The organism is Psychroserpens sp. XS_ASV72 (assembly GCF_041224425.1).
GTDB lineage: Bacteria > Bacteroidota > Bacteroidia > Flavobacteriales > Flavobacteriaceae > Psychroserpens.
In genome coordinates this window covers 1-23,870 of sequence record NZ_JBGFGL010000075.1, presented here as the reverse complement: position 1 = coordinate 23,870, position 23,870 = coordinate 1, and the positions used below count along the sequence as shown (strand labels likewise).

The following is a 23,870-nucleotide window of genomic DNA, read 5'->3' as shown; positions in this document are numbered from 1 at the left end:
ATTTAAAGCAGTCCTTTTTCGATAGCATTCTTGATAATTCCAACACTATTTTTCGCACCCAACTTACTCATGATATTCATACGATGAGTTTCGACGGTTTTCGGACTAATAAAGAGTTTTTCCGAAATTTCCTGTGTGGTCAATTCCTCTGAAATCGCCATTAAAACTTCCTGTTCTCTTCTGGTAAGTTTTATATGTAAACCATTTGAAATTGGTTTCGATGAAAACTGATTGAGAAGTCTATCATTTACACTTTTTTGAACGTAAAGATTACCCGATAAGACTGTTGAAATAGCTTCCACTAATTCCTGTTTATCAGTATTCTTGAGCAGGTAACCCTGAACGCCATTTTTTAGCATTTGCTTTACAAATGAAATATCTTCAAAATTAGTAAGTGCGATTATTTTTAGATTTGGATAGAGTTTAAGAATGTGTTTACTCAAATCAATACCACTGATGTCTGGCAAATTGATATCTAACAACAGCACATCAGGTAATTGCTTTTTTAATCCGTCTAAAGTGTGTTGTGCATTTTCAAAAGTTTGAATGACTTCTAGGTCAGAAGCACTTTCCAGCATACTTTCAATTCCCTTCAAGACCATTTTATGATCATCGGTTATGGCAATTCTAGTCTTCATTCAAATTATTTAAATCAAACTCAATAATATATGAGGTCCCTTTTGTATTAGAAACAAAATCCAAGGTAGCATTTAAATATGAAATGCGCGAATCAATAGTTTGTAAACCGATACCTTCCGATTCAATAGTGTCTTTGTTGAAACCCTTGCCATCGTCTTCAACGGTGATTTGCATATGATTTTCCCTAGAACTTATTTGTACATTTATGGTTTTCGCCTTGGCATGTTTAATTGCATTGGTCACCAATTCCTGAATGATTCTAAAACTATTGATTTGGGCTTTTTTGGGAATCGATATGGTATCGCCAACAAATTGAAAAGAAATATCTTCGTCATGCATCGCGTTTAAATTGGTGCAATAGTTTTCAGTAGCTTCTACAAGTGTAAATTTTTCGAGTGAAGGAGGCACCAAGTTATGGGATATGGCACGTACTTGCTGACAAGAGGAGTCAATCATGGTAATGGCTTCCTTGATAACTTTGTTGTTCATTTCCAAAAGTGTCGACAGCTTGTGCTTAATGGCTGACAAATCTCCATTAACGCCGTCATGCAACTCTTTTGCGATTCGAAATCGCTCTTTTTCTTCGCCTTCAATTAATAACTCTAGTGATTTGATTTGATAATCTTGTTTTAAGGCTAGTAATTCTTGGTTTTTCCGTTTTTGTTTCTGTCGGTATATTAATACAATCAACAATGATACTATAATCAAAAAAGCTATAGCTCCAAGCATAAAATTTTGTTGGTTTTTCTTTTGCTGTATTTCGGTTTCCTGCTCTTTAAGCACTAGTTGTTGTTCAGCAATTTCCTTGTCTTTTCTTTCGGTTTCAAATTGCTTCTGAAGTAAGTTAATGGATTTAATGTTGTCTTCACTATAAATACTATCCTTATAGACCACATACAATTCATGATACTTAAGTGCCTTCTGAAAGTTGTTTTTTTTGTCATTTATACGATATAATTCAAAATATAAATCTTTGGTCGCTATTTTACTTTCACTTTCGAGGTCTAGTCCTTCATTCAGGAAGGCTTCACTTTTATTGTAATTCCCCAATTCAAAATGGGCTTCTGCCAAATTGGAAATGGTCATTAACAATTCGGTATTAAAACCATTACTTTTTTGTTTTTCATAAGCAAGTGACAGCAAAGGAAGTGCCTCTTTAAATCGCTTTTGATTATTAAAAATCAGTGCCTTATTAAAGTTAGCAATAGCAATACCGAACTCACTAGCGTTCAACTCATACACCGTTATCGCCTTGTCAAAATTTTCAATGGCTTTGTCGTATTGCTTTTGATTTTTGAATGCTGATGCCAAACCGTTATAAACATCTCCTAAGTGTTCTGTATTTATATCAAGTTCCTTATAGCCAATCAATGCTTTGTTAAAAGCTTCAATGGCCTCATTGTATTTTCCCAAATCATTGTAAACCAAACCAATGCTATTCAATGAAGTATTGGCCATTCCAGTGTTACCAGTAGCTTCAGATAATTCGTTTGCTTTGTAAAACTGTTCTAAACTCTTTTGCAAATCTCCTTTTTGAGAATATATTACTCCCTTTTCATAAAAAGCATAAATCCAGTTTGCCGTATCCTTTACGTTTTCAACATAGTCTTGATACTTTGTAAGACTTTTGATGGCTTCATCATAATCTCCACCTACACGATGCAAGACTGAATATTGAAAATTACCCAAAGCTAATTTTCTTGGCAATTTTAACTTTTGATATACTACCATTGCAGAATCCATATGCGCTTTGGCAACTGGAAGGTCTTTTAACTTTAAAAACCAAGCCAGCTCATAATGTGTATCTGCAACCACTGTATCATTTTTTGAGGTCTTGACAACGTGGTACAAGCTATCAAGCATTTTATTATTTTGGGGAAATAAACCAAGTGTTACGAACAGGAAAACGATTACTGAATATTTCAAAATAGTGTCTTTGTTGCTAAGTTAATAATCTTATTCTTTCTTCAACAATGCTTTGATGCCTTCAATTTCTCTTCTTAAAGTAGTAAGTTCTTCTTGTTGAGCTTCAATAAGGTCTTGTTGCTCTTGAATTGCTTTAACCAATGGCACAACAAATTCTGCATAACGCAACGCATAGGTACCATTTTCATCATAAGGAATAATCACACCATGAAAATCAAATCCGACAGCATTTGCGGCAGATTCAACTTCTTGAGCAATAAAACCCGTTTGAACTTCTGCAGCTTTTAGGCGTTCAGCATCTTTGAGGCGTAAGCTATCTGGAATGTTTTCAAAACGTGCTATGGCATCCATATCGTAGTGGTAACTTACAGGACGTAATCTTTTTATAAAGTCCAATCCAACCACATTTTCCTTTATATTGGTTTTCAGGCGTCGATCTGAAAAGTTTGACCAATTCGCATAGCCTCCAATTACAGCAACACTTGAATTGCCTAAACGTACTTGATTCGGCGAATTTGGTGAGGCCTGATAGCCCAGAGCTGTTGTATTGTCAAACACTGTAACAGACAGTGAAGCTGAGGCACCAATGGCCGTATTATAGTCTCCAGACGTATTATTCTCCAATGCACTCGAGCCCATAGCAACATTATAATTCCCGTTAGTATTATCATATAAGGCATAGCTTCCATGGGCAACGTTTACGCGACCTGTTGAATTCGAATAAAGCGTATGGTAGCCAATAGCCGAATTATTATCACCAGAAATATTATTTGTCAAACTTTGGTAACCCAAAGCAGTATTATCTATTCCAGTGATATTATCTGTCATGGATTGATATCCAATAGCGACATTTCTATTATCTGTACCATTGTCGTTTATTCCTGCTCCCACACCTAAAAAAACAGATGACCCATTAGTATCTGATCTACCATCTACCAAATCATCAATACGTTCGACTTGACTTAATTTTTGCCAATTTGTATTGCCATGATCCCAAAAATAAAACGAATCATCTGAGGTTAAATAAACAAGCATTCCATCTTGTAAAATTCCAGGATTTGTTGACGGAAAGTTATTGATTCTGGGCACTAATAAGCCATCAGTATTGAGAGGTGCATTTCTATCAGTAACTTCAATATCTAATCGCGCATCTGGAGAGGTATCATTTAATCCAACCTTACCATCTTTTAGCCAAGTCATTCGAATACCTTCATTTCCAGCAAAGGTTCTAGACCATAAATACAATTTGTCTGGAGAACCATCATACTGAAACTCAAAACCATAATCACCTCCTGTTCCTCGTTCAAATAATTTTAGAGACGATTGATACCCAAAAGGGGTGACAACAGTTGCGCTGGCATTTGTAGATTTTTCAATTTCAAAGTCGCCATTGATTCTTAAAAAATCATTATCAAACTCACCATAAATCAATGGAGTTACACTTGAGGAGTTTTCAATATACAGTCTATTACTATTGGTTTCATTATAGCCTGCGAAACGTCCTAAAAACACGTGATTATCTCCCGCAGAATTATAACCAGCATAGTAACCCAATATAACATTGCTACTTCCAATTAAATTTTCTCCTGCACTAACACCGATGACAGTATTATTGGTGCCAGTTGTGTTATCTCTTAGGGCTTTATGCCCAATGGCAGTATTATTGATGCCAGACGTATTAAAATTCATCGCTTTTTGACCTAATGCTGTATTTTGAAATCCAGTACTATTAAAAATCATGGCTTCATTTCCAATGGCGGTGTTGTTACTTCCAGTACTATTTTGTCTTAAGGCATTAGGACCAATACCAACATTATGGTTGTTGGATTCATCATCATTAGCACCTGCGTTTATCCCTAAAAAAATTGAAGAGCCGTTATCAGATCCATCATTATCCGATTTCCCATCTAATAAGTCATTAATTTTTTCAATGCTCGCTCCTGAAAGTGAAATCCAAGATGTTGTTGTGTTATCCCAATAATAAAATCCTTTGAACACACTTCCATTTCCGGTAACATAAACAAGCATTCCATCTTGTTGTGCTGTTGGATTGGTCACTGGGTATTCATCGATTTTTGGGATTAAAATTCCATCAGTATTTGACGGTGTAGCCACATTTGAAGATTGAATTTCCAATTGTGCCTTTGGGTTCGTGGTATTTATTCCTACCTGAGCAATACTATGATTAACGCAACAAAAAAACATACAAATCAATATGGAAAGTCTTACTTTCATAACAACGCATTTATTTCCAATTATCAATCAGTACCCTCACCTTCGGAAAACAAGCAAGTTACGTTACGGATGACACTTGAGCTATTTCCATTGGCATCTATAAACTCGATAACGACAACGTAATTTCCCGGATGTAATGTTCTAAAAGACGTATATATGGTAGTTATAGAGGTGTTGTTTTGTGTTTGGGACGTTTCGTCATAATAATAGACAATGTCATTGGTACTATTATACACTGTAGCAGAACCAATGGTAATGGTTGAGGTGTCGCTTGCATTGGCCTCAATAATTATATAATCTGGAGTCTCAACACCACCATCAGTATAAAATACATCACCTTCATCTGGATTAACCACTGATATAATTGGTGCATCCTCATCACCTTCTATTCTATCTGGACCATCATCATTACTGCAGTCGAAACTAAACAAACTAAGGCAGAGCACTAAAAAAAGCCCTTTATAAAATATACCTGTTCTCATCATAAAAAAGTTTAAGGTTTAACTATGAGCAAGGTATTACGAACTATTCAAAATAAATTAAGGGTATTCTCTGAATCTCAAAATTCAGGGAATACCCTTAGAGTTTAACTATTTGATTTTTAACTAAAATGCGTTCACTATGGCGTAAAAATCTTCGGCTTTAAGTGATGCTCCACCTATCAATCCACCATCGACATCTGGTTTTGAAAAAATTTCCTTGGCGTTACTAGGTTTGACACTACCACCATAAAGGATGGATAAGTTTTCTGCGACCTCATCATTATAACGATCTCTGAACAAGTTTCGAATAAAGGCGTGCATTTCCTGAGCTTGATCTGGAGTTGCAGTTTCTCCAGTTCCAATGGCCCAAACTGGTTCATAGGCCAAAACAATATGTTTGAAATCCTGAGCCTTTAAATGACAAAGCGCATTAACCAATTGCGATTTAACAACATCTTCTTGCTTTCCAGCTTTACGATCTGACAATTCTTCTCCAAAACAAAAAATAACGCGCATCTCATTCTCCAATGCAGTTGAAACTTTTTTTGCTAAAGCTTCATCGGTTTCGTTATAGTAAGCACGACGTTCACTATGACCAAGTATTACCGTTTGGATTCCTAAACTTTTGAGCATACCTGCACTTATTTCACCAGTATAAGCACCATTCTCTGCAAAATGCATATTCTGTGCAATCACTTCAATATCGTCTTGACGTGTGGCTTCAAAGGCATGCCAAAGATTGGTGAATGTTGGCGCAATCATTACTTCTGCATTTGATGTTTTGGTTTGTTGTTTTAGTTCCACAATTAGGGATTTTGTTTGAATCAAACCGTTGTTCATTTTCCAGTTTCCTGCTACAATTTGTTTTCTCATGAGTTATCCTGCTTCTGCAGGTAGCATTAGTTAAACGTTAATTTTTTAATATTTCTTTTAGTCTTGGGTCATCCGCTTCTATGGCTTCGAAAAGTTCTATACGACCTTCTGAATCTACAATCATATATCGAGGAATCCAATCAATATCTACAAAGTTACCTAATTTGCCTTTAGTACCTTCAGGTAAAAAATAATGCGTTCCTTGTAACTGATATTTTTTGATAGCTCGTTGCCATGAACTTGTGTTTCTATCAGCTGAAAGAAATAGATACACTGCCTCAGGCCTTTCGTTTTGAAGCGATTTCAATTCGGGAAATCCAACGATGCAATCCTTACACCAACTAGCCCAAACATCAATAACAATTTGTTTACCATGATATTGAGAAAGAATTTTCTTAAATGGAACCTCTTGACCCTTTAAATCTATAAATTTTTCATTTAAAACAGCTTCAGAAAATTGTGTTTGAACCGTTTTTTTACATGCCAATGCAAGAATGCAACAAAAACTTAAGACGATTATCTTTCTCATGATTTATTCTAATTTGACTTTGGGGTCCAGCCAACCGTAAATCACATCTACAAAGATATTGATTATAATAAATAAAAGTGCTATCACCAAAACAGAACCCATGATCACTGGCAAGTCTAATGTATTCAATGCATTTACAATTTCTTTTCCCAATCCGTTCCATCCAAAAATATACTCTACAAAAACAGCACCAGCCAACATGGAAGCGAACCATCCTGAAATTGCAGTAACCACTGGATTCAAGGCATTTTTTACGGCGTGTCGTCTAATGATTTGAAACTCGGTCAGCCCTTTAGCGCGAGCTGTGCGAATATAATCTTGATTGAACACTTCCAGCAAGGAGTTTCGCATCAATTGTATGACTACAGCCAAAGGTCGAATGCCTAAAACAATAGCTGGCAAGATTAAATTTTTCCATTGAATTTGCATACGCTCTCCAAAATCGTCCAATTCATACAAACTTCCTGTCATTTCTAAATTGGTGTATTTGTGCAATATGTAACCAAAAATCCAAGCAAATAAAATCGCACTAAAAAAAGAAGGCACACTCATACCAAGTGTACTCAACACTTGAATAGTTTTATCTAGCCAACGGTCTTTATACAAGGCTGAAACAATTCCCAAAGCAATTCCTATGATAATAGCAATCGTAATAGCCGAAATAGCTAGAATGGCAGTATTTGGCAAGGTTTCACCAATAACTTGAGACACTTTTTTGCCTTGTTTCGTAAAGGATTCACGCAAATAAGGTAATTTGATTACCATAGTAGTATTTGAAATAGCGAACAGCTTTTTATGGGTATACTTTCCTTTGCTTAAAAATGTATAATCTTCAGACTTATGAGAGTGAAACGACAGTGGAGACAAATCATTGAGATAGTATAAATACTGAGTTAAAATAGGTTTGTCAAATCCGTATTTGGCTTTTACTGCAGCAATTTGCGCACTATCTTCATTTTGGCCCAACATCATTTGAGCTGGATCTCCTGGCAATACATTGAATAAAAAGAAAATCACAGTTACCACACCAAACAAAGTAAGGCAGGCATAAAAGGCTTTATTGAGAATATATTGTAACAGACAACACGTTTTACAGATTAAAATTCAAGTTCGTCAATGTCATTCCAATGCACTTTTTGGAGCACTGTTCCTTTTTCAAGAACCACAACACCAGGATTGGCACGAACTATAGTCTTCAAAACTTTTTCATCACATAGATAAAAATCGAAATCCAAACCATAAGTAGATTTTACTTCCTGTTTTTTATCTTCTCCCGAAGCCGTCAATCCCATAACTGTATAACCAGACTTTTTAGCTTGTTCTGCCATTGTTTTAAGCTTTGCCATGCCATCGGTTTCAGCTTTGTCTAAATTATAGGAAACGACCATAACCAGTTTATCCATATTTAAGAAGTGCTCGGTTAAATCTTCTGTTTCAGATTCAATAGTGAAATCTTGAATTTTAGGCACATCTCCTTCTTGAACCACTTCGGTTTCAACACCGATAATCTTATCGTATTCTTGTGGACCTCGACCACGATCGGTCAATGTTTTTTCCTCACCATTCAAAGTGTATTTCCATTTATAGTCGATAATAGCATCTTTGGCATCAGCAGGCAATTCCATATTCTCCTGAATATTATCTCCAATCTTGTAAGCTCTGAAATCGAACGTTGGCAAATGCATCAAAACATGATAACCAAACCACAAACATGCGATAAAACTCAATAAGGCTGCCAAGGTTAAACCAAACTTTCCAGCAACAGGTTTGATATGACGCTTTCCGAAGAACAACACCAAAATCAAAACCAATAAAATAACATCCTTACCAAAGGACTGCCATGGTGTTAACTTCAAGAAATCTCCAAAGCAACCACAATCCTTGACCTTATCAAAATAGGCCGCATAGAAAGTAAGAAAAGTAAAAAAGACAATCATTCCCAATAAACTCCAAACCGTAAATTTAGGCTTGTAACCTATGAGTAAGAAAACACCAAGAATAACTTCAAAAACGACAACAAATACAGAGATTCCCAAAGCATAAGGCATCAATGATGGAATATCGAGCACATCATAACTAAAATACTCTTGAAGCTTATAGGAAAACCCTAAAGGATCATTGAGTTTAATCAGTCCCGAAAAAATAAATAGTGCTCCAACTAGAAGCCTGCATATCGTTACAAGTATTTTCATAAAGTCTTTAATATTAGTTGTTTTCTTCAGATTCAGATAAATGAATCATTGCAAAGACCGCATAATTGATCATATCTTGGTAATTGGCATCAATGCCCTCACTCACCAAGGTTTTTCCTGCATTATCCTCAATTTGTTTCACTCGCAATAGCTTTTGTAAAATCAAATCGGTTAAACTGCTCACACGCATGTCACGCCATGCTTCTCCGTAATCATGGTTTTTATCCATCATCAGTTGTTTGGTCAATCCAATTTTATCATCATAAAGTGAGATAGCTTCCTCAAGTGACAAGTCTGGCTGTTCAACGACGCCCTTTTCCAATTGCACTAAAGCCATAGTGCAATAATTTATAATTCCGATAAATTCACTTTCTTGACCTTCATCTACTTTTTGTTGGGAATTTTGTTGAAGGCCTCTAATTCGTTGAGCTTTGATAAAAATCTGATCGGTTAAAGATGGTAATCTTAGGATTCGCCAAGCACTTCCGTAATCTTTCATTTTATTAATGAATAGTGTTCTGCACTGTGCTATGACCTCATCATACTGTTTTGAAGTATCCTGCATTTAAAACATTTTATTTTCCGTAAATTTCGCATAAATTAATCAGATTTAAAAACTTTAAACCGACTATATAGTTTTGACCAAAACCATTAATTGCAAAGGGCAACTTATTGATTTAAGCGTTCCGAAAGTAATGGGAATTCTAAACGTGACTCCTGATTCATTTTACGATGGTGGACGCTTTAGGAATTCTTCTTCCATTATGCGGCAAGTGGATAAAATGCTTGAAGAAGGTGCCACCTTTATTGATGTTGGCGCCTACAGCTCCAGGCCAAATGCAGAGCATGTAAGTGAAGAAGAAGAATTGCAGCGAATCATTCCTGTCGTGAAACTAATCACAAAAACATTTCCTGAAGTGCTGCTCTCAATTGACACTTTCAGAAGTAAAATAGCCAGCGCTTGTGTGGATGCTGGAGCTGCTTTAATTAATGATATTTCTGCTGGACATCTCGATAAAGAGATGCTTCCTACAGTAGCCGATCTTCACGTTCCTTACATTATGATGCACATGAAAGGGTCTCCTCAAACCATGCAAAAGATGACTACTTATAAGGACTTGCTAAAAGATATCCTGCATTACTTCTCCGAGCGTATTTCAAAAGCAAGGGAGTTAGGTATCGTAGACCTTATTCTCGATCCTGGTTTCGGATTTGCAAAAACTGTTGAACAAAACTATGAATTGCTCAATAAGCTAGAGCTTTTCAAAATGACTGAACTTCCTTTTTTGGTAGGTGTCTCAAGAAAATCCATGATATACAAACCCTTGGAAACGTCTTCTAAAGAAGCTCTGAATGGCACAACGGTTTTAAATACCATTGCCTTACAAAAAGGAGCTTCCATCTTAAGGGTTCATGACGTTAAGGAAGCCATGGAATGTATCAAACTTACCCAACAACTACAGCAATGAAACAAATACCTATTATTCTATTAATACTGCTCTTAGTTTCCTGCGGAAAGGACAAAGTAGTGTTACTCCCAGAAATACAAAATGCAAAAATCACTAAAGTAATTGACGTCTCTCCTGCTTATTTGTTTTATGATGAAACACAGCCAGACAGTATAAAACTCAACAGAAAAAACCTCATTAGCACCACAAACTGGTTGGTCAATGTCGATAAGCGATTAACATTGGAGCAAGCCATTCCGAAGATTAAATTTCTGCAAGACAAAAAGCGCAATGCCGAAATGCACAAGAATGAAAATGCCAAAAACTATTTCACTTGTAATGATACAAGCATTCAAAATTTAGGGTTTATTGAATTTACAGATGTTTTTTATATTGAGGAAACGATTCAACGTCCATGGATCAAAAAGTCAAGATTTGAAGGAGACTTTAACTCTGCTGTTTTTATCGATGTTAAATCAAAGGATTCTATAGACTTAGATATAATAAATCCTAAACAACCATTAAACAACAAACAACCTGACGACCAGGAAACCATTTTATCTAACACAGATTTACTATTTCAAAAGATTGGGATCGATGATCTGTCTTCAACTTTAAACAGCATCGAAATGAAGACCTATAAAATCACCTTAGGTTTTCATAAAAAAATCTCATTTCAAGATTATATCACTATTAAATCGGTTGTTATAAAGTTAAAATCAGAAGGGATCACAATTGACAACAACGAATTTATTTATTAATCATATTTTGTTACATTTACAGAAACACGGTCGCCTTGGATAAATTCGAATTTTGGGATTTTAGCATTATAGACTTTATCGACGTCTTTCTTGTCGCCATTCTTCTCTATTACATCTATAAACTCGTCAAGGGAACGGTTGCCATTAAAATTTTCATAGGAATCATCATTGTGTATTTGGTTTGGAAAGTTACCGACCTTCTGGATATGCAGATGTTACACAACATCTTTGATGGGTTTATGAAAGTTGGAATTATTGCCCTTATTGTGGTATTTCAACCTGAAATACGAAAATTCCTTTTGATGGTCGGCTCGACAAACTTAAGTGGCAAGGGTAAGATTTTCAGTAAGATGAAATTCTTAAGGAGCGAAATCGAAACAGAAACTAATATCGATGCCATTGTCTCTGCTTGCTATAAAATGGGAAGTACTCGAACAGGTGCGTTGATTGTTTTAGAGCGTAACAACAATCTTGATTTTTTGGTCAATACAGGTGACGAAATGAATATCAATGTAACACAGCCAATTATTGAGAGTATTTTTTTTAAGAACAGTCCACTTCACGATGGCGCTATAATTATAGAAAATAATATTGTTAAGGCAACACGTGTCATTTTACCCGTGAATAATGAAAAGAGTATTCCCAGTCGTTTTGGCCTAAGACATCGAGCAGCTGTTGGCATCACTGAAAAAACCGATGCTTTGGCTCTTGTGGTTAGCGAGGAAACAGGGCAAGTGTCTTATTTAAAAAATGGCGAGTTTGTGATGTTTGAAACTGCCGAAGATTTAATTCAGTTAATCAAGAAAGATTTGGTGTAAACATGAATTGTAAAAACTGTGATACAGCTTTAAGTAAACTCATTAATTATTGCCCAATATGTGGTGCAAAAATTGTAAGGAAACGGTTGACTTTAAAAAACATCTCTGCAGATGTCACACAGCAGTTTTTAAATATTGATAATAAATTTCTCAAAACCTTTACTCATCTCTTTACCAATCCAGGACATGTTATCAACAGTTTTATTGATGGTACAAGAAAAAAATATATTAATGTCATTCAATATTTTGCAATTGCATTGACTCTTGTGGGAATTCAGGTTTTTTTAATGAATACGTTTTTTGAAGAAGCTTTTGAGATTGACTATGACTTCCTTAAGGATATTGAAAAAAACCCAAACCAGAAGAACAATCCTTTTGGAGATTTTGATTTTAAGGAATTTAACAACTACCAAAGTTTAGTTTACACTCTAACGGTTCCTTTAACTACTTTAGGAACTTGGATTACGTATTTCATTCTTGGAATACGTCGTTTGAATTTTACCGAACATTTAGTTTTAAACCTCTATTACTCAGCGCAAATAATTATTATTACAGCCATATCGAGTATTCTGTTTTTATGCTTCGGATTTGATTATTTATTGATTTCAACAGCCATTTCAATCCTTACTTTTGGATACTTATTTTATGTGCTTAAATCTGTTTTCAAAACCTCGTTTTGGGAAACCGTCATACATTTTTTAGTATTTTGCGTTATGTATGCTGTAGTCATATTTATTGTTATGATTCTTGCCGCACTTATCGGTTTTGTCTATGTATTATTAAATAAGGAACAATTTGTCAATACGGTTTAATGCAATGTAAAAACTGTCATACCGAGCTTACTCCTGAAAGTGATTTCTGTAATTCCTGTGGTGGAAAGGTCATTAGAAACCGATTGACCTTCCGCAATCTTTTTGAACACATTAGCGAGACCTTTTTTAATTATGACAACAAACTTTTACGAACCCTAATAGATCTCGTAAAAAAACCTGAGGTTGTTATTGGCGGCTACATTTCTGGTGTTAGAAAACGTTATGTCAATCCGATTAGTTTCTTCGGATTAACTTTAACCTTAGTTGGATTGGAATGGGTTATTTTACGAAAATTTTTTCCAGATCAGATCAATTTATCTTCATTGTCCTTTGGAGGCAACGAATCAACACTTAACACCATTTTTAATATAGTTCAAGATTACTCTTCAGTAACCATGTTATTGTTGGTGCCTGTTTACGCCATCATCTCAAGAACAGTCTTTTTTGATAATAAGACTTACAACTATGTTGAGCATATCGTGGCTTTTGCATATATGATGGCATTTCTATCATTAGTAGGTGCCGTCTTAAATTTTATTGGTCTTTCTTTTGGAAGCGATATAGGATTGATAGCCTATGCTAATTTACCCTTGCAAATTATATATATATCATATTGTTTCAAAAAACTCTATAAAATCAGTACGATTCAAATAATTGCCAAAATGCTGATTTCGTTTTTTGTTTATATGATCGTTTATATAATAGTTGTAGCCTGTGTTCTTTTAGTTATCTATCTATTTGAAGGCAAAGAGTCTATTATTGAGTTTTTTCAAAGTATGCGTCCGAAAAAATAAGTTAAGCCACTTCAGCTTTCAAAAACTGAACCTCATAGAGGTTTCTGTAATAACCATCCTGACGCTTAAGAAGTTCTTCGTGTGTACCTTTCTCTACAATTAAACCATCGTCCATAACAATAATCTGGTCAGCTTTCTGAACCGTTGCCAAACGATGGGCAATTACAATGGAGGTTCTTCCATTAGTGATTTTATCAGTAGCATCTTGTATCAATTGCTCTGAATGGGAATCGACTGAAGATGTAGCTTCATCCAAAACCAAAACACTTGGATTTGCGACATAAGCCCTCAAAAAAGAAATTAATTGTCGTTGCCCAGAGGATAACATAACGCCACGTTCTTTTACGTTGTAATGATAGCCATTTGGTAAACTCATAATAAAATCATGAATCCCGATTTCCTTTGCCGCTTTTTGAACCTGTTCTTCAGTGATATCTGGATTTTTTAATGTGATATTATTTAAAATGGTATCGGCAAACAAAAACACATCTTGCAAGACAATAGCGATTTGTGAACGGAGTGATTTTAAGGTCATGTTCTTAATGTCAAGGCCATCAATGCAAATAGACCCTTTTTGAATATCATAGAAGCGATTCAATAAATTAATCATGGTTGACTTACCAGCTCCAGTAGCTCCTACAATGGCGATGGTTTCTCCTGCTTTAACTTCCAAGGAAACACCTTTTAACACCTCTTCATCCTGCACATAAGAAAAATGCACATCCTTAAAACTGATATCACCTTTAAACTCAGAAGCTACTACAGTTCCATTATCATCAATTTGAGATGTTGTATCCAAAACCTTAAACACACGATCTGCTGCAACCATTCCCATTTGAAGCGTATTAAACTTATTGGCTATTTGGTTGAGTGGTCTGAAAAGCATTGGCACATACATAATAAATGCAAACAGGTTTCCTTCAGTAGCAGTACCTTGAATGACAACCATAAATCCACCAAGCCATATAATCGTTCCTAAAGTAACCGACGACAAGAAATCAGCAATTGGAAAGAAAATGGAATTGTACCAAACAGTTTTTAACCAGCCTTTTTTGTGACGCTCATTAATTTCCTTGAACTTTTTATATTCGGTGTCTTCTCGAGTGAATAACTGCAATATTTTCATTCCAGTGACACGTTCCTGAACAAAGGAATTCAAATTGGATACTTCGGTTCGCACTTCTTCAAAAGCACGTTTCATATACTTTTGAAATATATTGGTAGCATATAATATGATCGGCATGGTTACAAAAGCAATCAAACTCAGTTTCCAATTGATAAGCACCATAAATCCAGCAACGACCAGCATTTTCAAGACATCACTGAAAATCATAAAGAGTCCTTGTCCGAATATATCAGCAATACGCTCCATATCGGTAACCGTTCGGGTAATCAAGACACCAACTGAGGAGTTGTCATAGTATTTCATTCGAAACCCTAATACATGTTCATAGAGTTTCACACGTATATCCTTAACAACCGATTGCCCTAACCAACTAGCATAATAAATAAATAATAGCTGACTTACCACTTCCAAAATAAGTAGTACAATCATGGCAACGATATAAATCAAAAATCCACTATAGTCTTTAACGCTCACGTGTTTATCGATAGCCTCTTGAAGCACATAAGGTCTTAATGCACCAAATAAAGCCAAACCAATAACACATACCAAAGACACCACAAACACCAAACGATACGGTTTTATGTACTGCAACAAGCGCTTAAACAGCGACACATCAAAAACTTTTTTCTTGGTATTTGTCATAGTTTCTCTTTAAATTGAAATCGTTTCTGGATAGACAATTTCTTTCAAATATAAGCCATGTGCAGGAACTGAATATCCTGCTTCAGATCTGTCTTTAGATTTAATGATATTGTGTAAATCATCTAAAGTAATTTTACCTTGACCAATATTTATCATAGTGCCAACAATGGCACGTACCATATTTCTTAAAAAGCGATCTGCTTTTATCGTAAACACAAGCTGGTCTTTTTGCATAACCCATTGAGCTGCCATGATAGTACAATGATACGTTTTTACATCTGTATTGACTTTTGAAAAGCATTGAAAATCATTATACTCGAATAGAATCTTACAAGCTTCATTCATGATTTCAACATCCAAATCGTACCCTAAAAAATACGTATAATCAAAATCGAAAACAGCTTTGTTTTTGACAATTTTATACTCATAAGCCCGACTTAGCGCATCAAAACGTGCATGGGCTTCTTCCTGCACTTCAATTATATCGTGAATAGCTATATCCTTCGGCAAAAAAGAGTTCATTTTAAAAACCAGATCATCTTCGATACGTTTGGAACAATCAAAATGCGCAAACATTTGGGACGCATGTACACCAGCATCCGTTCTTCCAGCTCCAACAATTGAAATATCAGTCCCTAAGAGTTTAGACAACGCGTCTTCAATGACTTCTTGAACAGAAATAGCATTGGGTTGCCTTTGCCAACCATGATAAGCTTTTCCATTATATGATAATTCAATAAAATATCTCAAGTAATCCTGTATTTTTGTAATAAGCAAAGATAATTAGTTTCGTAAAATTCGAACTGTGATTAACATAATAAAAACATCAAGGGTTAGACGACAGAGCCAATGACCAAAATACTTCTCCTTTCTGACACACATAGTTATATGGACCAAGACATCCTTAAATATGTAAAACAAGCTGATGAAGTATGGCATGCAGGCGATATAGGTGATTTAAAAGTAACCGATGCAATTCAAAACATCAAACCGCTGAAAGCGGTTTATGGAAATATCGATAATGCAGAAATTCGCAACGAATTTGAAGAAAATCTTAGGTTCAAATGTGAAGAAGTTGAAGTTTATATGACTCATATTGGTGGTTATCCTCCAAAATACAATTACCGAACTCGAGATCTAATTAAGACACATCCACCTAAAATATTTATCTCTGGACATTCGCATATTTTAAAAGTAATGCCAGACAAACGTTACGGATTGATCCATATGAATCCTGGAGCCGTTGGGAAACATGGCTTTCATAAGATACGAACCATGCTTCGATTCACTATTGATGGAGATGTCATTGACAACCTTGAAGTGATTGAGTTCCAAAATCGATAAAAAAACCCAAGGCTTTCACCTTGGGTTTTTACGCACTAAAATAATTAAGATAATAGGTTTACCTCAGTCGATCGACAGATTTTACGAGATCTTCATCCTTTTTTATGGCCTTATTGGCTAGAACCAAAAACACGATAGATAAAATAGGCAGAAGAATCCCAATACCTTTCTCAGAAACATCAGCTTCTCCAGATAAATTTAGCGATTGAACTACAAATAATCCTAGTAAAATAAAGTTTAATATGATGTTAAGACGACCCAACATGAATTGTGTCTTCCTATTTTTATAACTAAAAATCGAAATTAACGATATTAAGGCAGAGCCCAAAAACAAACCTAGATATAAATAGTCATCTTTTGCAAAGACAGGTTGTTCAGCCGTATTAGTCCAAAGATGAAAAACAAAAATCAATCCAGCAGAACTGATTATTGCTATTAATAAGTATAATGTTTGAATGCGTTGTATCATTTTTCTTTTATCGCGGACAAAATTAATAGTTTCTTTTTAAAAATTATAAATAAAATCGTATTATTGCATATACAATTTGTTACCCTCACAGTTACAGATTGTTAATCTTCAAGATTTTTTTCAAGTTTTTCCCACTAAGCACATTTTTAGAAAAGTTAGGAATAAATCAAATTCAGTTTATAAAACTTAATTATTAAACATACATGTTCGAAATTTCCGAATTAAAGGCAAAAAAGCTTCCTGAGCTACAGGAAATTGCTAAAAATTTAAACGTTCCAAAATACCGAAGCTTAAAAAAATTAGATTTGGTATATCAAATTCTAGACTTTCAAGCTGCTAATCCTGAAGCGGTAAAAAAAGACGTTAAAGACAACTCAAAAGACGAGTCTAAAAATCAAAATCAAGAAAGAAGAAAAAGAACGAATAACCAAAACAAACAGAAAGATAGCAACTCCCAGCAAAAGAATGAGTCTAACAATAATCAAAATGACTCATCTAATAAAGACAAAAGGGAGAACAACCCAAAAAGGAACAACAACCATAAGAACGATACACGTTCCAATAATTCTAATGACAATAATCAAAATAAAAGTCAGAAGAATACTGAAAATAAACAAAAGAACAGCAATCAGCAGCGTTCAAAAGACAACTCTAAAAATGGCAATAAGGATAACAGAAACCGTTATAGAGAGCCTGACTTTGAATTCGATGCCATCATTCAAAGTGAAGGTGTTTTAGACATCATGCAAGATGGTTATGGTTTTTTAAGATCTTCAGATTACAATTATTTATCTTCACCAGATGATATTTATGTATCGCAATCACAAATTAGATTATTTGGGTTGAAAAAAGGAGATACGGTTTTAGGACATGTACGTCCGCCTAAAGAAGGTGAAAAATATTTCCCTTTAATAAAGGTAACTAAAATCAACGGTCAAAAACCAGAAGTTGTAAGAGATCGAGTCTCTTTTGAACACTTAACACCTTTGTTCCCACAGGAAAAATTCAATATAGCAGAAAAACAAAGCACCATATCAACACGAATCATGGATTTGTTTTCTCCTATTGGAAAAGGTCAACGTGGTATGATAGTATCACAACCTAAAACGGGTAAAACGATGCTACTGAAAGATGTTGCTAATGCAATTGCTGCGAATCATCCTGAAGTGTATCAAATGATTTTACTTATCGATGAGCGTCCTGAAGAGGTTACAGATATGCAGCGTAATGTTCAAGGTGAAGTAATAGCTTCTACATTTGACAAAGAAGCTCATGAGCATGTAAAAGTTGCCGATATCGTATTGGAAAAAGCAAAGCGTTTGGTTGAATGTGGGCATGATGTAGTTATTTTATTAGACTCTATTACCCGTTTGGCTCGAGCTTACAATACGGTTCAACCTGCCTCTGGAAAAATCTTAAGTGGTGGTGTTGATGCCAATGCACTTCACAAACCAAAACGTTTCTTTGGAGCTGCAAGAAACATTGAAAATGGTGGATCTTTAACCATTATTGCTACGGCCTTAACGGAAACAGGTTCGAAAATGGATGAAGTGATTTTTGAAGAATTCAAGGGAACTGGTAATATGGAACTTCAGTTAGATCGTAAGATTTCTAACAGAAGAATTTTCCCTGCCATCGATTTGACTTCATCAAGTACGCGTCGTGATGATCTTTTATTAGAAGACAACACCATCCAAAGAATGTGGGTAATGCGTAAATATTTAGCAGATATGAATCCGGTAGAGGCCATGGAATTCATTAACGATCGTTTCAAGCAAACAAGAAATAATGAAGAGTTTTTAATCTCAATGAATGGATAGAGTTCCCTAAAGGAAATTCAAAATAAAAAGCCTTGACAAATAATATCGTCAAGGCTTTTTTATGTGATTCAATTTAGTAGTTACTAAATTTTGAGCATAAAAAAACCTCTCAATTTGAGAGGTTATTCTTTATATCTAGTGGCAATGTCTTACTTCAATGTTGCAACATGCTTAGTCAATTGAGACTTCAAATTAGCTGCTTTGTTATTGTGAATAACGTTCTTCTTCGCTAATTTATCGATCATAGAAATAACAGACGGTAAAAATGCCTCAGCATCTTTAGCCTTATCCATTTCACGCAACTTTTTGATAGCTCCACGAGTAGTCTTGTGTTGATATCTGTTAGTTAAACGCTTTTTTTCGTTACTTCTAATTCTTTTTAAAGCAGATTTGTGATTTGCCATTATATTCTTTTATTAAAAATTGTAGCCCGTAGGGGAATCGAACCCCTCTTACCAGGATGAAAACCTGGCGTCCTAGCCGATAGACGAACGGGCCATTATGTTTTGTTCAACAAAATGAAAAATAACTTGAGTTACCTTTCAGAACGAACTTGCAATTCTTCATTGCGGATGCAAAAATACAACTATTTTTAAATGTTGCAATACTTAACCATTTTTTTTTGAAAAAAATTAGTAGGCCTTTGCAAAAAGGACTCGTCTAGTTGATGGTTTTCCTGTTAAGACACATTTCCCTTCTTCTTCTTTTCCATTCGAAGGAATACACCTAATGGTTGCTTTAGTTAATTCTTTTATTTTTTGCTCCGTTTCTGCGGTACCGTCCCAATGTGCTGAAATAAATCCAGTTTTGGTTTTTAATACCTTTTTAAAAGTTTCGAAATCATCAACTTCAGTAATATGAGAATCTCTAAAATTTAATGCTTTTGCGAATAACTCTTTTTGAATGGTTTTCAATAGACCTTCAACAATGTCAACTAAATCATCTGCTTTGACTACTTCTTTTGATAGTGTGTCTCTTCTAGCAAGTTCTACAGTACCATTTTCCAAGTCTTTTGGTCCAATGGCTATTCGAAGTGGCACACCTTGTAATTCATGTTGTGCAAATTTTGCACCTGGTCGATGCGTTGTTCTACCATCAAACTTACAGGAAATACCTTTTTCTTTTAAGCTATTAATGATATTTTGAGCATTGGTTGTTATAGTCTCCAATTGTTCATCGTTCTTATAAATAGGCACTATCACAACTTGCCAAGGAGCCAAATTAGGTGGCAAAACCAAGCCTTTATCATCACTATGCGTCATTATCAAAGCACCCATCAAACGTGTTGAAACGCCCCATGAAGTTGCCCATACATAATCTAAATGTCCTTCATTATTTGTAAACTTTACGTCAAAAGCTTTTGCAAAGTTTTGGCCTAAAAAATGAGACGTACCCGCTTGCAGTGCTTTTCCATCTTGCATTAAAGCTTCAATACAAAATGTTTCTACAGCACCAGCAAATCGTTCACTTTCAGTTTTTAAACCTTTAATGACCGGAATGGCCATAAAATTTTCAGCAAACTCAGCATAAATATCATTCATTAGTTTGGCTTCATTCATTGCTTCTTGTTCAGTTGCATGAGCCGTATGTCCTTCTTGCCATAAAAATTCAGCAGTTCTCAAAAACAAACGTGTTCTCATCTCCCAACGTACCACATTAGCCCATTGATTAATTAAAATAGGTAAATCTCTGTAACTCTGAATCCAACCTTTGTATGTATTCCAAATAATCGCTTCACTTGTTGGCCTAACAACTAACTCCTCTTCAAGCTTCGCCTCAGGATCTACTCTAAGTTTACCCTCAGCATCAGGATCATTTTGTAATCTATAGTGTGTTACGACGGCACACTCTTTAGCAAAACCTTCAGCATTTTTCTCTTCAGCTTCAAAGAGACTTTTAGGTACAAAAAGTGGAAAATAAGCATTCTGGTGACCTGTTTCCTTGAACATTCTGTCTAACTCAGCTTGCATTTTTTCCCAAATGGCGAATCCATAAGGTTTAATAACCATACAACCACGAACAGCAGAATTCTCCGCTAAATCAGCCTTAACAACCAATTCGTTATACCATTTAGAATAATCTTCTGATCTACTTGTAAGATTTTTACTCATTATTGAGGTTTTGGCACAAATATTGTGATTATGTTAAATAAAAAAATAGTTCTGCAAAACTAACTATTTTTGTTATGTTCAACAATAAAATAATAGAGATATGCAAATTAACAACTACATGAAAAATAAACTTTCGCTTTTTGTAGCAATAAGTTTCGGCTTCATATTGACCTCATGTGGATCATACCAATATGTTGGGTACAGTTCAGATGGTATTTATGATGACGAAGTTGTTGTATATGAAGATGCATCGTCTGCGACTGAAGTTGAACCGAACACAAGTAATTCCAATAGTTACTACAAGCATTATTTTAACGAAAAGGCCAATCTATATAGTGAGCTCCCAACTGAAGATGATGTAATTTTTACAGATATTGATTCATATGAAGGTGATTATAGTGAAGACTATGAAGGTCAAGATCGACAATCAGGTTATGCTGGTTGGGGTGCAGCAAATGAAAACATAACTATTAATTATATAGATTATGGTTGGGGTTATTATGATCCATGGGTGTGGAATGGTGCCTGGGGCTGGAACACCTGGGGTTGGTATAGACCTTGGGGATGGAATGTTGGCCTAGGTTGGGGATGGAATACCTGGGGATGGAATACTTGGGGATGGAATTATGGCTGGAGCTATGGATGGAATTATGGTGGTTGGTGTCCTCCAGGTTATTATGGATATTACTATAATAACAGAAGTTTAGCATACAATACTGGAAGAAGAGGTTCAGCATCAGTATATAGTGGAAGAAACTCACTAGCAAGAAGAAACACGACACTACGAAGTAATACAAATGTTAGAAGGAGTAATTCATCCATAAGAAGAGGAACAAATCGTACGAGATATAACAGTTCTTCTGTTAGGACCAGAACCAATATGAGACCAAGAACGAATGTCAGAAGAGGTACAACTACGAGAAGCAATAGTTCTATTAGACCAAGAACCAATTCAACAAGGTCAAGAACAAACATGTCAACTCCTAGAAGCCGTAGTTCATCTTCAGTAAGAAGTTCAGGTAGCACAAGAAGATCTTCTGGAACTTCCCGATCATCAGGCAGAAGTGGCTCTAGCAGACGCAGATAGTAATTTTCAATTCATAAAAAACAACATGAAAAAGTTAACAGTACTTATGTTAAGTGTATTCTCTATGTCTAATGTGATCGCTCAAGACATTTCAGATGCACTAAAATATTCACAAGATAACATACAAGGATCTGCTCGCTTTAGAGCCTTAAGCGGTGCATTTGGTGCGCTTGGCGGAGACATGTCGGCTGTTGGATTAAATCCAGCAGGATCAGCAATTTTCAATAGAAGCCACGCTTCATTTTCACTTTCAACTTTAGGAATTAGTAATGATGTATCTTATTTCAACGGAAATACGAGTTCTACAGAATCAAAAATAGACATGCATCAAGCTGGTGGTGTTTTCGTTTTTGTGAATACTGATGAAAATTCCTCTTGGAAAAAATTTGTGTTGAGTTTAGCATATGACAAAACAGCTAACCATGAGGATCAATGGTATGCCAATGGACAAAATACAAATTCAATAGACAGTTATTTTTTGGCATATTCCCAAGGTCTTAGGCTAGACGAAATTTCTCGTTTCGATAATGAAACAATTTCACAAGCTTATGGAGAAATTGGTTCCATATATGGATATGCTAATCAGCAAGCTTTTTTAGGCTACGAGTCTTTTATTTTAGAACCTGTCAATAACAGTGATGATAACACTAACTATGTTTCAAATATCGCTCAGGGAACTTTTAATCAAAAATATGACTATATAGCCAATGGTTATAATGGTAAAATAAGTTTTAATGCTGCTACTCAATATGAAGACAAACTATATCTAGGATTAAATTTAAATGCCCATTTTATAAATTTTGAAAAATACACATATTTACAAGAAAGAAACTCTAATTCAGGCTCACTTGTTTCTAATGTTAATTTTGAAAATTCATTATTCACTACCGGAAATGGTTTTTCATTTCAAATAGGTGCTATTTATAAACTTACAAATGAGTTAAGAGCAGGTTTTACATATAATTCACCAATATGGTATAGAATTAATGAAGAAACCACACAAAGCCTTACAACAACAGTCAATGATATTGATGGAAGCTTTAATGCTATCGTAAACCCTAATGTAATCAATATCTTTCCTGAATACAAACTTCAATCTCCTGGTAAAATAACTGGAAGTTTAGCTTATGTCTTTAAAGATAAAGGCCTACTGAGTTTTGATTATTCAAGAAGAAATTACAGAAACACAGAATTCAGACCTACAACCGATACTTTTTTTGCATTACAAAATGAAACAATTGAGAATATTTTTAAAATAGCAAATACCTACAGACTTGGAGGGGAATATAAGTACAAAAAAATGAGTTTTAGAGCAGGTTATCGTTTTGAAGAAAGTCCATATCAAGATGATTCTTTTTATGGCGACTTAACCGGTTATTCATTAGGTTTAGGATATGATTTTGGTATGACTAGATTAGACTTAACCTTTGATCAAGCTAATAGAAAAACCAATAATCCACTGTACTCTATCGGTTTAACTGATACAGCTAACGTTGATACTACAAACTCAAACGTCACTCTATCTCTAGCATTTAATTTATAGAATATATAATGAATCAAAATAGATAAGCCAAGGTCTTCCTTGGCTTATCTATTTTATATGAATCTTAAGCTTTATTACCTTTTCAGGGTAAAATGGGCTTTGAACTCTTTTCTCTCGCCTGTGTTCGGCTCGCCGTACTCCACCACGAACCAGTAATCGCTCGTTGGCATCGGGCTGCCGTTGTAGGTTCCGTCCCAACCGTCACCGGTAGGGCTGATC

At 35.1% G+C, this 23,870-nt stretch carries 24 protein-coding genes and 1 tRNA gene; 9 read left to right on the top strand and 16 right to left on the bottom strand.

All coding sequences use genetic code 11. The features are described 5' to 3' along the window. Positions 1-2: 2 nt before the first annotated feature. The 9 genes from AB9K26_RS05640 to AB9K26_RS05600 form a co-directional block, all read right to left on the bottom strand. The gene (locus AB9K26_RS05640) at positions 3-638 is read right to left on the bottom strand and encodes a response regulator (protein WP_369971565.1); all 636 of its coding nucleotides are present in this window, start codon (positions 636-638) and stop codon (positions 3-5) included. Then, complete coding sequence (locus AB9K26_RS05635) at positions 628-2,502, bottom strand: tetratricopeptide repeat protein (RefSeq protein WP_369971564.1); 1,875 nt, start codon at positions 2,500-2,502, stop codon at positions 628-630. The genes AB9K26_RS05640 and AB9K26_RS05635 overlap by 11 nt, the downstream gene beginning before the upstream one ends. 93 nt (positions 2,503-2,595) lie before the next feature. Beyond that, positions 2,596-4,800, bottom strand: a complete 2,205-nt coding sequence (locus AB9K26_RS05630; protein WP_369971563.1) for a tail fiber domain-containing protein — start codon at positions 4,798-4,800, stop codon at positions 2,596-2,598. Between the two features lie 23 nt (positions 4,801-4,823). Beyond that, positions 4,824-5,282, bottom strand: a complete 459-nt coding sequence (locus AB9K26_RS05625) for a hypothetical protein (RefSeq protein WP_369971562.1) — start codon at positions 5,280-5,282, stop codon at positions 4,824-4,826. 123 nt (positions 5,283-5,405) lie between these two features. After that, entirely contained in the window at positions 5,406-6,155 is a 750-nt protein-coding gene (tpiA, locus tag AB9K26_RS05620) for a triose-phosphate isomerase (protein WP_369971561.1), read from the bottom strand. A gap of 37 nt (positions 6,156-6,192) precedes the next feature. After that, complete coding sequence (locus AB9K26_RS05615; RefSeq protein ID WP_369971560.1) at positions 6,193-6,684, bottom strand: TlpA family protein disulfide reductase; 492 nt, start codon at positions 6,682-6,684, stop codon at positions 6,193-6,195. A 3-nt stretch (positions 6,685-6,687) separates the two neighbouring features. Further along, complete coding sequence (locus AB9K26_RS05610; RefSeq protein WP_369971883.1) at positions 6,688-7,764, bottom strand: ABC transporter permease; 1,077 nt, start codon at positions 7,762-7,764, stop codon at positions 6,688-6,690. A 17-nt stretch (positions 7,765-7,781) separates the two neighbouring features. Beyond that, positions 7,782-8,876 carry a BT_3928 family protein gene (locus AB9K26_RS05605; protein ID WP_369971559.1) on the bottom strand — a complete coding sequence of 365 codons (1,095 nt, stop codon included), beginning with the start codon at positions 8,874-8,876 and terminating at the stop codon, positions 7,782-7,784. Positions 8,877-8,889: 13 nt separating this feature from the next. Continuing rightward, on the bottom strand, positions 8,890-9,441 hold the full coding sequence (locus AB9K26_RS05600) for a DUF1599 domain-containing protein (protein ID WP_369971558.1): 552 nt from the start codon (positions 9,439-9,441) through the stop codon (positions 8,890-8,892). Positions 9,442-9,571: 130 nt separating this feature from the next. On the opposite strand from AB9K26_RS05600, the gene folP reads away from it, so the two are divergent. Genes folP through AB9K26_RS05575 form a run of 5 tightly spaced genes read left to right on the top strand, consistent with a single transcriptional unit; the run spans position 9,572 to position 13,509 of the window. Beyond that, a complete protein-coding gene (gene folP, locus AB9K26_RS05595) occupies positions 9,572-10,345 on the top strand; it encodes a dihydropteroate synthase (protein WP_369971882.1) in 774 nt (257 codons plus the stop codon). Further along, complete coding sequence (locus AB9K26_RS05590; protein ID WP_369971557.1) at positions 10,342-11,085, top strand: hypothetical protein; 744 nt, start codon at positions 10,342-10,344, stop codon at positions 11,083-11,085. Before folP ends, AB9K26_RS05590 begins: the two co-directional genes overlap by 4 nt. A gap of 35 nt (positions 11,086-11,120) precedes the next feature. Next, positions 11,121-11,903, top strand: coding sequence for a diadenylate cyclase CdaA (gene cdaA, locus AB9K26_RS05585; protein ID WP_369971556.1), 783 nt, complete (start codon positions 11,121-11,123; stop codon positions 11,901-11,903). Between the two features lie 2 nt (positions 11,904-11,905). Next, positions 11,906-12,715 (top strand): DUF3667 domain-containing protein, encoded by an 810-nt coding sequence (locus tag AB9K26_RS05580; protein ID WP_369971555.1) that lies wholly within the window; start codon positions 11,906-11,908, stop codon positions 12,713-12,715. Beyond that, positions 12,715-13,509, top strand: a complete 795-nt coding sequence (locus AB9K26_RS05575; protein ID WP_369971554.1) for a DUF3667 domain-containing protein — start codon at positions 12,715-12,717, stop codon at positions 13,507-13,509. Before AB9K26_RS05580 ends, AB9K26_RS05575 begins: the two co-directional genes overlap by 1 nt. 1 nt (position 13,510) lies before the next feature. Here the strand turns inward: AB9K26_RS05575 and AB9K26_RS05570 are convergent, their stop codons facing one another. Together AB9K26_RS05570 and truA are read right to left on the bottom strand one after the other, a co-directional pair. Beyond that, positions 13,511-15,277 carry an ABC transporter ATP-binding protein gene (locus tag AB9K26_RS05570; RefSeq protein ID WP_369971553.1) on the bottom strand — a complete coding sequence of 589 codons (1,767 nt, stop codon included), beginning with the start codon at positions 15,275-15,277 and terminating at the stop codon, positions 13,511-13,513. Between the two features lie 9 nt (positions 15,278-15,286). Next, positions 15,287-16,027: a tRNA pseudouridine(38-40) synthase TruA gene (gene truA, locus AB9K26_RS05565; RefSeq protein ID WP_369971552.1), complete on the bottom strand. Its 741-nt coding sequence runs from the start codon at positions 16,025-16,027 to the stop codon at positions 15,287-15,289. 99 nt (positions 16,028-16,126) lie between these two features. Between truA and AB9K26_RS05560 the strand changes: the two genes are divergently transcribed. Then, entirely contained in the window at positions 16,127-16,621 is a 495-nt protein-coding gene (locus tag AB9K26_RS05560; RefSeq protein ID WP_369971551.1) for a metallophosphoesterase, read from the top strand. A 58-nt stretch (positions 16,622-16,679) separates the two neighbouring features. Here AB9K26_RS05560 and AB9K26_RS05555 read toward each other — a convergent pair whose 3' ends face one another. Further along, entirely contained in the window at positions 16,680-17,090 is a 411-nt protein-coding gene (locus AB9K26_RS05555) for a DUF4293 domain-containing protein (protein ID WP_369971550.1), read from the bottom strand. Between the two features lie 203 nt (positions 17,091-17,293). Between AB9K26_RS05555 and rho the strand changes: the two genes are divergently transcribed. Further along, positions 17,294-18,910, top strand: a complete 1,617-nt coding sequence (rho, locus tag AB9K26_RS05550; protein WP_369971549.1) for a transcription termination factor Rho — start codon at positions 17,294-17,296, stop codon at positions 18,908-18,910. A gap of 149 nt (positions 18,911-19,059) precedes the next feature. Here the strand turns inward: rho and rpsT are convergent, their stop codons facing one another. The 3 genes from rpsT to proS form a co-directional block, all read right to left on the bottom strand. After that, the gene (rpsT, locus tag AB9K26_RS05545; protein ID WP_369971548.1) at positions 19,060-19,314 is read right to left on the bottom strand and encodes a 30S ribosomal protein S20; all 255 of its coding nucleotides are present in this window, start codon (positions 19,312-19,314) and stop codon (positions 19,060-19,062) included. Positions 19,315-19,336: 22 nt separating this feature from the next. Then, a tRNA-Glu gene (locus AB9K26_RS05540) sits at positions 19,337-19,408 on the bottom strand. A gap of 134 nt (positions 19,409-19,542) precedes the next feature. Next, positions 19,543-21,021: a proline--tRNA ligase gene (gene proS, locus AB9K26_RS05535; RefSeq protein ID WP_369971547.1), complete on the bottom strand. Its 1,479-nt coding sequence runs from the start codon at positions 21,019-21,021 to the stop codon at positions 19,543-19,545. 118 nt (positions 21,022-21,139) lie between these two features. On the opposite strand from proS, the gene AB9K26_RS05530 reads away from it, so the two are divergent. Together AB9K26_RS05530 and AB9K26_RS05525 are read left to right on the top strand one after the other, a co-directional pair. After that, positions 21,140-22,108 (top strand): hypothetical protein, encoded by a 969-nt coding sequence (locus AB9K26_RS05530; RefSeq protein WP_369971546.1) that lies wholly within the window; start codon positions 21,140-21,142, stop codon positions 22,106-22,108. 25 nt (positions 22,109-22,133) lie between these two features. Then, positions 22,134-23,651 carry an OmpP1/FadL family transporter gene (locus AB9K26_RS05525; RefSeq protein WP_369971545.1) on the top strand — a complete coding sequence of 506 codons (1,518 nt, stop codon included), beginning with the start codon at positions 22,134-22,136 and terminating at the stop codon, positions 23,649-23,651. Positions 23,652-23,725: 74 nt separating this feature from the next. Here AB9K26_RS05525 and AB9K26_RS05520 read toward each other — a convergent pair. Beyond that, on the bottom strand, positions 23,726-23,870 hold a 145-nt coding region (locus AB9K26_RS05520; RefSeq protein ID WP_369971537.1), incomplete at its 5' end, for a T9SS type B sorting domain-containing protein.